Consider the following 12,556-nt stretch of genomic DNA (forward strand, 5'->3'; position numbering starts at 1 on the left):
GCGCAGATGACTGAGAAAAAACGACCTTCAATTCCTTTTTTATATAAGCTGATTGCCGGAATACTTGTCTTTATCGGCATGTTCGCCGTCGCCCTGATCTATGGTGCAGCGGACACCACTGCAATGGATGCGTGGAACGCTCTGACATCCAATGCGACCGGAGATAAGCTGTCCATCATTCGGGAAATTCGCCTACCTCGTGAAGTGGCGGCCATTTTTGTGGGGGCGGCGCTTGCTATTGCCGGGGCTGTAATGCAGGGTATTACGAGAAATCCGTTAGCTGACCCTGGTCTACTAGGACTTACCTCAGGAGCCAATGCTGCATTAGCTATTGCGATTGCTTTTATTCCCGCCGCTAATTATTTCAGTATTATGATCGCCTGCTTCATCGGTGCAGCAGTTGGAGCAATAATGGTGTTCGGTATCGGCTCTATAAAAAAGGGGGGCCTGTCCCCCCTTCGTATTGTATTGGCTGGTGCAGCAGTATCGGCATTTCTTCACGCGATCGCGGAAGGTATCGGTATTTATTTTAAAATCTCCAAAGATGTGTCGATGTGGACAGCCGGTGGAATCATCGGGACGACTTGGAACCAGTTGCAACTCATTGGACCCGTCATTGGTGCAGGAGTTATCGTTACAATCCTCCTGTCGAAGCAGCTGACGATTCTTAGCCTGAGTGAAGATGTTGCCATTGGATTAGGTCTGAAAATCAAACATATCAAGATCATTCTTTTTATCATCATTATTTTACTCGCCGGAGCCTCTGTTGCTCTTGTAGGCAATCTTGTTTTTATCGGACTGTTAGTTCCACATATCGTTCGCGCTATTGTAGGCACGGATTATCGCTACATCATTCCGATGTCAGGAATTGTTGGAGCGGCATTTATGTTGTTTGCTGATACACTTGGACGAACGATCAATGCGCCCTGGGAGACACCGGTTGCTGCCATTGTGGCTATGATGGGTTTGCCGTTTTTCCTATTTATCGTGCATAAAGGGGGCAAACAGTTATCATGATTCAATCGGCTCTAGTAAAAAAGCAGCGTATCCTGATGCTCGCCTTGTTGGTGCTTATTATAGCGACTATCGTTGTTGGGATGGGTATCGGCAGCTCACCTTTCTCATATAATCGACTGCTCCCCACTCTGTTCGGACAGGGGACGTTTAAGGAAGAATTCATTTTATTTTCCATTCGATTGCCGCGTATCTTGATTACTTTGTTAGCTGGCATGGCTCTTGCGCTATCTGGCTCTATTCTGCAGGGAGTAACGCGTAACGATCTCGCCGATCCCGGCATATTAGGCATCAACTCTGGAGCGGGCGTCGCTATTTCTATTTTCTTTTTGTTTGCACCTATTCATGCTGGATCTTTTGTATATTTAATGCCTTTCATTGCTTTTATAGGCGCATTATTGACGGCATGCATCATTTATATGTTCTCATATAACAAAACCTCAGGTCTTCAACCGGTAAAATTAGTGCTCATAGGTGTTGGCTTCTCCATGGCTCTCTCTGGGGTCATGATCGTGCTGATCTCTTCTGCCGAACCAACAAAAGTAGATTTTATCGCAAAATGGATTGCAGGGAACGTATGGGGTACGGACTGGCCTTTTATTTGGGCGCTGCTTCCTTGGCTTGCTCTACTCATTCCGTATACGCTCTATAAAGCCAATCACCTTAATCTGCTCTCACTCAGTGAACCTGTCACTATTGGCGTCGGTGTGTCCATTGAGCGAGAACGGGTTACACTGCTATTGACCGCGGTCGCCCTAGCCGCCTCAGCTGTTTCTGTTACGGGCGGCATTTCCTTTATCGGACTCATGGCACCGCATATCGCCAAAGCGCTCGTTGGACCACGCAATCAATTATTTATACCTCTGTCCATCCTGATTGGCGGCTGGCTCCTTTTGTTTGCAGACACAATCGGACGCAACATCGTCGAACCTTCGGGTATTCCAGCAGGGATAATGGTTGCTCTGATTGGAGCGCCATACTTTATGTACCTTTTATTGAAAAAGTAATACTCTAGACCATTGGATCGCTAAGATTCAGTGGTCTTATTTGTAATAAGGGTATCCTGCTATGCTAACACTCCATTATGTCATCAGATATAATATAGTCTAGAAAGGAGGGGCTGCTATGGATGATCGTTCCTTTATTTTGGCGGATGAACCTACAGCCAGTCTGGATACTGCAAGAGCTCATGAGGTCGTCAGGCTTATTGCGAAAGAAGCTAAATCCCGTGGCAAAGCCGCAATCATGGTTACTCATGATGAAAGAATGCTGCAATATTGCGACAAGGTATATCATATGGAAGATGGTAAGTTAAGTTCTTCTGCTCATAACGTAAAATAATGCAAAAAAAGGCGGAGCTACGGATGTTCTTTCCACCCAGCTCCGTCTTTCTTATTTGTACACTTCTACGCCATTCAGAATAAGTCTGTGTGTAATGACCGCATTCAAGGAATCCGATACGGAACAATACTTCGCAGTCCCGAGTTTAATGGCTTTCCAATTCGGTAATCCGGAATATCGCCATGATGAGTTAGCTTCTCTTCACTTTGCAGGCACTGTATACAAATATCAAGAGAATCCTAGTTGCTGCTCCCATTTCGATATCTCCTCTCGAACGCGCGGAGCTACTTCTGTTCCCAGCAGCTCAATCGCTCTCATTACATCCTCATGAGGCATCGTACCGAGCGGCACATGCAGCATAAAGCGGGTGATGCCCACTTCCTTGCGCAGGTGAATGATTTTCTGAGCCACCGTTTCGGGATCGCCTACGTACAGAGCGCCTTCAAAGCTTCGTGCAGCATCAAAGCTGGATCGATCGTAATGCCCCCATCCCCGTTCCCGACCCAGCACATTCATGCTGTACTGAGTCGAAGGGAAAAATTTATCAGCCGCAAGCTCAGTATCCTCTGCTATAAAACCATGCGAATGTGAAGCTACCGGCAGCTTGGATATGTCATGCCCTGCTTGAGTGGCCGCTCTATGATAGAGCTTCACAAGCGGTGCAAATTGCGTAGGTCTTCCCCCGATAATCGCCAGCACCAACGGCAGGCCGAGCATACCTGCACGAACGACGGATTCTGGATTACCCCCACTGCCAATCCATACTGGCAACGGATTCTGAACTGGTCGAGGATACACGCCCAGATTATCAATCGCAGGACGATGTCCACCCTTCCAGCTTACTTTTTCTGACTCCCGTATTTTCAACAATAGCTCTAATTTCTCATCAAACAGCTCATCATAATCATCTAAATCATATCCGAACAGCGGGAACGATTCGATAAAAGAGCCCCTGCCCGCCATAATCTCCGCACGTCCGTTCGAGATCCCGTCAAGGGTAGCAAAATCCTGAAACACACGCACCGGATCATCAGAAGAAAGCACGGTCACTGCACTAGTCAGCCTTATTCTTGTTGTCTTGGATGCAGCTGCTGCTAATACCATTGCAGGAGATGAAGCCGCATAATCTTTACGATGGTGCTCACCGACGCCAAAAACATCCAAGCCAACCCGATCGGCCAATACGATTTCTTCAACAACCTCGCGCAATCGCTGTGCGTGACTGATGACCTGACCCGTTTGAACATCTGGCGTTGTTTCTACAAAAGTACTTATACCTATCTCCATTTTATATCGCTCCATTTTTGGGATATTATAGTATTTCTTATTATGCCTGCTTGCTTATTTCCTTAATTTGATACATATCTTTATCGGCTTTATTCATTAACGTATCTACATCTCTTCCGTCCTCCGGGAAAAAGCTGATACCTATACTCATACTGGCTGAGAGCTTTGATCCCATGTAATCCAATTCTTCCTTGATCAGGCTGTATCTGAGCCCTGAGATTAATTCATCTATAGAAGCCATCGATTGATCATCACGTATGAACATCACAAATTCGTCTCCGCCCAGCCTTGCAGCCATACCGATGGGCTCTGCTGTCCTTTTGATCAACATAGCTACATGCTTCAGCACCTCGTCTCCGGCCTGATGACCATATTGATCATTCGTATACTTGAAGTTATCAAGATCAATAAGCAGTATCGCCAGATGTTGTTCCTTCTCAACCACATCCTGAATGGTTTCCTCCAATTTCTCATAGAAGAAACGTCGATTCGGAAGCTCTGTCAAAGGGTCATGGTATGCCAAAAACTTAATCTCCTCCTGATGTACTTTCTCCATTGTGATATCCCGAACAATAAGAATAATATGTGCTACATTATCGACCGTAACATAATCACCATCAATTAGCGTCTCTATAACTTTACTCCCGGTGCATATCTTCGTCTCATAATCTTTGATTTCCCGACTGCTCCGAATTCTATGCTCCAGCTCAGAATCAACTAATGTATACAAGGAAGTCTGCATCAAATTGCTGCTATGAAAAAGCTGAATTGCACTTGGATTAGCTTCTTTGATTCTTCCCGATAGTTCAATCATAAGAATAGCTGCTGGACTCATATTAAACAATTTTTCATACCGCTTACTCTCAAAGCTAAGAAAATCGTATCTCACCATAGCAAGTCTAAGCACCGAACTGAAAACTAACCCGCCATATATATAAGAATACGGTGGGAACCAGTCTCCCCATTGAAAATAACCAAATACAGCTATCCAGGCAAGCGTCAAAACAACACCAAACATCAGCAAGTTATAAATTTGCTTATGCTCCCGGACTATTGCATTTTTTTTGCCTAAATACAGAATGATGATATATGAAAAGCTAACCATAATGGAAACTGTAAGTGCAATGTAATAAGGGGTATTAAATATAGGATATTTCCACAGTCCCTCTTGGACAAATTTGCTAGAAGAGATTACCTCATGTTGACTTAACAGATTAATCACGATTACAAGGAACGGCAGATAAAAAATCCAGGGATAAAGGTAACGAGGCATTTTTTTATCCATTCCGGAAAATTTTGCTATGAAGTGCAGCCCTAGCCCCGGAATTAAAATCCCCGTATTAGAGAACCACACAGCATTAAGTACAGGGCTATAGGATAACGGAAGCTGATGTCTTACGTATTCCTCTATAAATAGAGATATATAACAGCATGTAAACAGAAAAACAATCCTGTGCTCCGTCTTCCTCGAATTTCGTATAATCACATCTGCCGCCATAAAAATAAAAACGAGGACAGGAAGCAGATAAATAATACCGTATGTATAGACTTCTACTTCATTCATCGTGGATCACATCACCTTTGATTGGTCATTACTAAATAAAATCATACTTTTTGTCGAGTCCCTACTTCGATATTAGCGTGGTTGATCGTGTTAAGTCTACCTTCTTTGGGTAAAATTACATTTGGTTTGCAATAAATTTGCACCCCACGATTATTATTGCGCTCGATAATGATCTGGGCTTGTCAAGCCAAGTCCTCATACGGAGTATACTTTTATTGCTTATTGCCGAATAGTGACTGCTGTCATCAGTTTGTCATGTGACAAAATACAGCTGAACTAAAACGCAAAGGGGCTGTCCCAAAAAGTAGGCTTAGTGTCAAAACTAGAAATAGCGGTGCAAGGAAGACGACCCTTGCACCGCTTGATTCCGTCACATTCCATGACCGTATCTCATGTGTAATAGTGTCATGATGCGGAATTTCTGAAATTGCTGCAAATGTGCAGGCTTTCTCTAAGGATTCTCTTCAAACTAGTCTATTCTGAACCATATTCCCACTAGCGTTGCATCAAACCAGGAGGGTGAGCATCAAAAGTGACGTAGAAATGGTGGGTAGAGCAGCAAACAGCATCCTTTCATGGCTACTTTTAAAAAACTGCATTTTTGCTTTTCCTGATATCTTGCCTTTCCACTGCTAAACAAGAAGCGTCCCTCAAATTTATCTAAGATAACTTTGAGGGACGCCTCTTTACATATCAGTCTGCGGTTCGTGATGCTGTGTTATTTTATCGCTTTTGACAGCTCAGTAAAGATAACGCCTATTGCATACGCACCTGCATCAGGGTAGCCAATACTTCTCTCGCCAACAGTACCCGCACGTCCCATCCGGGCAACAATCTTCTCCGTCTCTTTGGCTCCCTGAACCGCCGCTTCTGCTGCCTTCGTAGATGCAGTCTTCAGATCTTCTCCCTGACGCGAGCTGTCAGCCCAGGATTCAGCGTAAGGAGCAAGTGCGTCAATCAAAGTCTTGTCTCCTACGACAGCGCCCCGTCCAAAAGCACGTTCTCCTGTATCCTGAATACCTTTAACAACAGCCGCCATCATTTCGGCCATCTCGTTAATCGACAGCACTTTCTTATCACGTGCATACTTGCTGGCTGCCCGGAAGCCAGAACCCCAAATTGGACCGGATGCTCCCCCGCAATATTCCATAATAATGAGGGAGCAAGCATCCAGGAAGCTTCCAATATCGTTGGCATGATTCGTGACAAGCTCGTTCCACTCTGCCTTTAATTGCTTGAAGCCCTTGGCAATACTCATGCCGAAGTCGCCGTCACCCGCTTGTGAGTCCAGCTCACAGAATGGAACTTCATTTTTGATAACAATCTCACTCATTTTATCCATTAGATAAATGATATTAGCAAGCGAGAATTTATCATTCACAATCGTGGCATCGTTTTCGCTCGTCTCACAGGTGTAAGATACACTCTTATTCTCCTCTTGAGATACAACGACCTCTGTATAATTCACCTGATCAAAAGGTCCATGAACAACTAACGCCGATGTATCGCATTCCGCGTTCAGTAATTGCTTCAACTGATCGTCCAGCTTCATGATGGAAATAGACGCTCCAGCCATATCGATACTTGTCATGAAGTTTCCAACGAACACTTTATAGACTGTGTGATTTCTCGACACTAGCTCACGGATGACTGAGTTATTCAGCAAATATAATTCTTGTAGGGGCGTTGCACCAAATCCGTTAATTAATACGGCTACCTCTTGCCCAGATTCGGAATGGATATTTAGCTGCTCCAATAATGAAGTCACCATTCTTTGTGCCAGCTCATCAGCAGAAACGACATGCTCTCTCCGAATACCGGGCTCGCCATGAATGCCGACTCCATACTCCATCTCAGTTTCTTCAAGACTAAAGGTTGGAGTTCCCTTGGTCGGAACTGTACACGAGGTGAAAGCGAAGCCGATGCTTTTCGTATGGTCGATCGCTTTTTGCGCTGCTTCCTTCACTTGGCTTAAGGACATACCCTCTTCTGCGGCTGCACCTGCTACCTTGTGTACAAAAATCGTACCCGCAACACCTCTTCTGCCGACAGTATACAAACTGTCTTCCACTGCAATATCATCGTCAACTTTAACATAATCCACTTCAATGCCGTCTTCACCAGCAAGATAGGCGGCATTTTTGAAATTCATCATGTCACCGCTGTAGTTTTTGATAATTAGCAGGGTGCCTTTATCGCTCACTGAGGAGCGAATGGCCTGGTACACCTGAATCTGTGACGGGGATGCGAACACATCGCCGCACACCGCCACATCCAGCATCCCTTTGCCAATAAATCCAGCATGGGCAGGTTCATGTCCACTGCCTCCACCGCTAATCAGCGTAACCTTGTTTTTGTTAATTTCCTTTTTCTTAATGACCTTGTATTTACTATTAAACTCTAAGTGTGGATGTGCCAGGACTAAGCCATTACACATCTCTCTGACGAGTGTTTCCGGCTTATTTATTATTTTTTTCATATTATACATCCTTACTTGCTTTGAATTTTTGTCCCATTTGATCAGCTACCACAATGGCTGCCGCCACAGCCTCCTCAGTAATTGGGAATGGCATGGAATGAATGGATTCCTCTGCAATACAAGCCTTTTTTGCTACACTTAATATTTCATCATACGTATAGCTGTCTACTCCAATATCTGCAAGACATACCGGAAGATCTACGGCTGCACAAAATTCCAGTACTTCATTTAATTCCTCTTGAGCTGCATTTTCAAGCACTAATTGTGCGATGGTGCAGAAGGCTACTTTTTCTCCATGGAAATAATGATGTGTTCCTTCAAGTGAGGTCAGACCATTATGAATGGCGTGAGCAGCAGCTAAACCACCGCTTTCAAAGCCTAGCCCCGATAGGAGAATGTTAGCCTCTACAATGTTCTCAAGTGCTGGAGTCACCAGATTGTTATCGCAAGATACCTTCGCTTGAATGCCATCGTTCAACAATGTTTCGTAACAGAATTTAGCCAGTGCCAGCGCCGTGTTCGTTCCTTTAGCCGGACCGCAAACTCCTTCGCGAACACCGCATGGCAGACCAGCATTAACGTTGGAATATGATCTGGAGGTTGCTCTGGCTTCAAAATAAGTCGATAGTGCATCCCCCATGCCAGCAACAAGGAAACGGGTAGGTGCTTTTGCAATAACAGTTGTATCAATCATGACCACGCTAGGGCTTTGTTTAAAATAGGCGTAATCGTCAAATTCCCCTTCAGGCGTGTACATGACAGCGGAATGACTTGTAGGCGCGTCGGTAGCCGCTATAGTCGGAACTATTATCAAGGCTTCCCCTTCTGCTACACATTTAGCCGTATCGATCGCCTTGCCTCCGCCTAATCCAATCGTACAGGAGCAGGCATGCTCTTTCGCCAATAGCTGTAATCTCTGAACCTCTTCACGGGAGCATTCTCCCTTAAAGCCACTTTCGACCAAGGTAATATTGAATTTACTTTTTGTAGATTCCAATTTATCTTTCACTCGATTCACATCATCCGGATGGGCAATGAGCAGAGCGGAATCCCCAAAGGTTTTCACAAAATAACCTAGATTAAGCAGTTCATCTTCACCTTGCACATACTTTGTTGGGCTAATAAATGCTTTTCTCATCACTAACTCCTCCATTCATGCTTTATGATTCCATTATAGTTTCTGAATGATTCGGACTCATTGGACTATATAAGCAATTTTAAGCGCTTTCATATTGTGTTTTTTTGTCATATAATTAGTGAATAGTAATATCTTGTCTTCATTCCTACTATTTCAGTATAGGGGGTTTAACACGATGACCCATTCCTTGTTTAATTTAAACAACATTATTGATTTGGAAAAATGGCATAAGCTGCAGGACTCACTTGCTCTGGTTACTAAAATGGCCATCATTACCGTTGACTACAAAGGCGTTCCCGTAACAAAGCACAGCTACTGTCAGCCATTCTGTCAGGCTGTAAGAAAGGACTCCTCACTTTCCTCGTATTGTCAAAAGTGTGACGCACGCGGTGGACTTGAAGCCGTTCGTCTCAACAAGCCTTATATCTATAAATGCCATTTCAACATCATTGATATCGCCATTCCAATTATTATTGATAATCAATATATTGGAGCCATTATGGCTGGACAGCTTAAGCTGCGTGACGAAAATCCACCACTTGAGCAAATTGTGTCCCGTCCTGAAAGCATTGCCAACAATCAGAAATTTGAAGCTCTGGAGGAGGAGTATCTTTCCCTGCCAGTCCTTTCATTTGAAGAGGTTACTACCATTGCCGATATGTTATTTCATCTGTGCAACTATATTGTAGAGGAAGCTATCAATAAAAATTCAACCATAGATATGTACAAAAAGGCTCTATCCATCGATAGTGCCCATGCGTCAAATCCAATTAGTTCTTCTGATACTTCATCAGACCGAGCTTATCGGAACATACAAGCCATCCAGGAAGAGCTGTCCAGCACGCTGATTGAGAATAAAATTAAGAAGTTCACCTCCAATGAATTCCGTTCATCCAACAAATTGCTTCAGCCTGCATTCGATTATATGTATCGTTATAAAAATAAAAATACTTCATTAAGCGAATTAGCCAAGCTATGCCACATCAGTCCCAGCTACTTTAGTCGTATATTTATAAAGGAAACAGGTGAAAACTTCTCCGTCTTTGCTCCGCGCCTCAAAATTGAATGGGCTAAGCAGCTATTAGAGACCAGTGACCAATCAATTAATGAAATCAGCGATCAGCTGGGCTTTTGTGATGCAGGATATTTTATTAAAACATTTAAAAGGTTCGAAACATTAACTCCAGCTGTATACAGAAATAGGTTTCAGAATAGACAGGACAATAATAGGCTTTAAGTAGTAGGTAATTGGTATTATATTGACATTATTCGGCATAATTATACAATATCATTAGGAATCATAGTATTTTAGTATAGTTCGTTAATACATAATAGCAACTTTAGTAGCTTTTTTTAAAACTTTATATATAGTCCACTAATAAATTAATTAGGAGATAAAACTATGGCCAGGGATACCAAAAACAAATCAATGGGTTGGTTCAAAGGCGTTCTGTCCAATCAAAACGAACTATCTCAGACTAGCAAAGAGGATAATACTCCCACTGAATATGAACTAGTTGAAAACGAATTCAGCAGCAATAAGGATGAGTCCATTCCATCCGATAACTCTAGCAAAAAATACATACTGTCTAAAGAAAATCTGGATAAGGTATCTCTGGATATGATTGTTTCTTTAGAAAACATGCTGAACGAACGTCAATTAATGGCTTTTAAAAATGAGGATCTTGATCAGCAGCTGCAGGCATCTAATGAAACGATCAGTCGTTTAAAGTATGACCTGGTGAAGAAGGATCAACTCGTTCAGGATAAAAGCAAGGAAATTCGCACGCTCGAAGGTACTCTTACCAGTAAACAAATGAGCTACGACCAACTGCTTGAAGACTATAAAGAATATCAAAGCACTGCCAACCTTGATTTTGAGAAGGTATCCACCCAACTGGAAAAAGAAATTAACAAATACAATTTGCTTAAAGAAGAATCTGCGAGTATTCAATATCAAAATATGCTAACGATTAGAGAGCTTGAAGAGAAAATCAGAGATCTGGATACAGAAAATAAGAAGTTCGAGGCTCAATGTGCAAAAATAACGGCTGAAAAAGCAGAATTGATGAAAACCATCCAAGATTTCACTGAACGGATGTCTTTCTCATTCTCTTCCAAACCAAATACATCTAATGAATAATTGCACCTGCTCTCTAGCCGCGCTAGAGAAAGGAGATATCTATGTCAGTCTACCAAGGAAAACTACTAGAATTATTATCAGTCGATACAAAGGATCATCAATCCTTTTTGCGGGTTCAATTATTTTCCGAGCAAGAAGTTGAATTGCTATGGCATATTGACGCGGATACGGCTGAAAACTTAAAAGCTGTGATAGAGCCAGATGGGGTTTACAAGTACAGGCTGTCTTTTCATAGTTTGTGGGACTCCTCTAAACAACAGCATATCAGCTATTTAACTAAGACCTATTGTGATCAAAGTGATCGAATCTATTTTGCCTGCTCAGAATTATATGTAAATGGATTGTGGTCTATTAAAAATGATGAGCCCATCAGTCAGATTCAGCATTTGACCAAATCGTCCCATCAGCAGACAACTGCATCTTCCCTAGAAACCAAAGAAGTTATTCCTAAAAAGCTTAAGTTCAAGGTTAAGTTGACTTGGGCTGTTGCTGCCCTCACAGGTATCCTTTTCATCGTTCTTTTGAGCTCATTTGCCCCTTCATATATATATATGTCTGCCAATGGTAAAAACTCAAAAACGGCTTCAGTTGGAGTCAGCAATATAGGGGTCCATTTGGTTGATAATGAGGAGAGCTCTGCTACAGATTCTATTGATCCGACAGACCTTTCTGAACCTATACAATATCCACCAGCCTCTTCAGAGCCTGCTGATTCTAATGGACAAGCTGCAAATAAATCTAATCTGGATACCAATACACCAGAAATACCATCTGAAGAGCTGGATAAACTTGTATCTTATAGCATTCCAAAAGGAAAAGTAGCTCTTACTTTTGATGATGGCCCTTCAAAATACACGGAGGAAATCGTCGATCTATTGAAGCAGCATGAGATTGGAGGCACGTTTTTCTTTGTCGGGAAAAATGTTGGACACTACCCTGACTCTGTTAAATATGCCTATAACAACGGTTATTCTATCGGTAATCATAGCTCGAACCATCTGAATCTTGTGAAACAATCGAATGACAAGCAGGAATACGAGATTTTGCATACGAATGTTATGCTGGAAGAACTCATTCAAGATAAAGTAGTCCTTTTTCGGCCACCTTATGGCTCCAAAAATGCTGTTACCAAGCAAATTTTAATGAATAATGATAAAAAGATGGTGCTTTGGAATATAGATCCAGAGGATTGGAGATCGCAAAATGCGGATGCAATATATATATCTATTGTGAAATCAAAGGTAAATGGATCTATCATTCTGCTGCATGAATCTCAAGCTACTATAGATGCCCTGCCAAAGATCATCCAATATTTAAAGGATAAGGAACTACAAATCGTAAATCTGCAATAAAGATGGGGCTGTCCCAAAAGTAGGGTTACTGTTAAAACTAGAAATAGCGGTGCAAGGAAGATGATCCCTGTACCGCTTGATCCTGCCACACATTCTATGACCGTTATCTCAAGTGTAATAGTGTCATGATGCGAAATTCCCGCAATTCCTGCAAATGTGCAGGCTTTGTTTATGTAAAGCCTCTAAATGCCCTAAATTGCTGCAAATGTGCAGGCTTTCTCTAAGGATTCTCTTCAAA

9 protein-coding genes and 1 pseudogene are annotated in these 12,556 nt (G+C 42.7%); 6 read left to right on the forward strand and 4 right to left on the reverse strand.

Annotation, left to right across the window (positions count from 1 at the left end):
- The first annotated feature begins 6 nt into the window (after window positions 1-6).
- From BLS49_RS12735 to BLS49_RS12745, 3 genes and pseudogenes are all read left to right on the forward strand, one after another.
- The gene (locus BLS49_RS12735) at window positions 7-1,017 is read left to right on the forward strand and encodes a FecCD family ABC transporter permease (RefSeq protein WP_091230746.1); all 1,011 of its coding nucleotides are present in this window, start codon (window positions 7-9) and stop codon (window positions 1,015-1,017) included.
- Window positions 1,014-2,021 carry a FecCD family ABC transporter permease gene (locus BLS49_RS12740; RefSeq protein ID WP_091230749.1) on the forward strand — a complete coding sequence of 336 codons (1,008 nt, stop codon included), beginning with the start codon at window positions 1,014-1,016 and terminating at the stop codon, window positions 2,019-2,021. The genes BLS49_RS12735 and BLS49_RS12740 overlap by 4 nt, the downstream gene beginning before the upstream one ends.
- A gap of 133 nt (window positions 2,022-2,154) precedes the next feature.
- Window positions 2,155-2,355 (forward strand): annotated as a pseudogene (locus BLS49_RS12745) (hemin ABC transporter ATP-binding protein); the annotation flags it as partial.
- A gap of 228 nt (window positions 2,356-2,583) precedes the next feature.
- Here BLS49_RS12745 and BLS49_RS12755 read toward each other — a convergent pair.
- The 4 genes from BLS49_RS12755 to BLS49_RS12770 form a co-directional block, all read right to left on the reverse strand.
- Window positions 2,584-3,642, reverse strand: coding sequence for an LLM class flavin-dependent oxidoreductase (locus BLS49_RS12755; protein ID WP_091230751.1), 1,059 nt, complete (start codon window positions 3,640-3,642; stop codon window positions 2,584-2,586).
- A 40-nt stretch (window positions 3,643-3,682) separates the two neighbouring features.
- Entirely contained in the window at window positions 3,683-5,206 is a 1,524-nt protein-coding gene (locus tag BLS49_RS12760; RefSeq protein ID WP_091230755.1) for a histidine kinase N-terminal 7TM domain-containing diguanylate cyclase, read from the reverse strand.
- Between the two features lie 718 nt (window positions 5,207-5,924).
- Entirely contained in the window at window positions 5,925-7,685 is a 1,761-nt protein-coding gene (gene dhaK, locus BLS49_RS12765; protein ID WP_091230757.1) for a dihydroxyacetone kinase subunit DhaK, read from the reverse strand.
- Window position 7,686: 1 nt separating this feature from the next.
- Window positions 7,687-8,823 (reverse strand): glycerol dehydrogenase, encoded by a 1,137-nt coding sequence (locus tag BLS49_RS12770; protein WP_091230760.1) that lies wholly within the window; start codon window positions 8,821-8,823, stop codon window positions 7,687-7,689.
- A gap of 175 nt (window positions 8,824-8,998) precedes the next feature.
- Here BLS49_RS12770 and BLS49_RS12775 point away from each other — a divergent pair, with 175 nt between their 5' ends.
- The 3 genes from BLS49_RS12775 to BLS49_RS12785 all read left to right on the forward strand — a co-directional run bounded on the left by BLS49_RS12775 (window position 8,999) and on the right by BLS49_RS12785 (window position 12,318).
- A complete protein-coding gene (locus tag BLS49_RS12775) occupies window positions 8,999-10,060 on the forward strand; it encodes a PocR ligand-binding domain-containing protein (RefSeq protein ID WP_091230763.1) in 1,062 nt (353 codons plus the stop codon).
- 165 nt (window positions 10,061-10,225) lie between these two features.
- Window positions 10,226-10,966 (forward strand): hypothetical protein, encoded by a 741-nt coding sequence (locus BLS49_RS12780; protein WP_091230766.1) that lies wholly within the window; start codon window positions 10,226-10,228, stop codon window positions 10,964-10,966.
- A gap of 41 nt (window positions 10,967-11,007) precedes the next feature.
- Window positions 11,008-12,318: a polysaccharide deacetylase family protein gene (locus BLS49_RS12785; protein ID WP_091230769.1), complete on the forward strand. Its 1,311-nt coding sequence runs from the start codon at window positions 11,008-11,010 to the stop codon at window positions 12,316-12,318.
- The last annotated feature ends 238 nt before the right edge of the window (window positions 12,319-12,556 follow it).

The sequence above is a fragment of the Fontibacillus panacisegetis genome (assembly GCF_900102215.1).
Lineage (GTDB): Bacteria > Bacillota > Bacilli > Paenibacillales > Paenibacillaceae > Fontibacillus > Fontibacillus panacisegetis.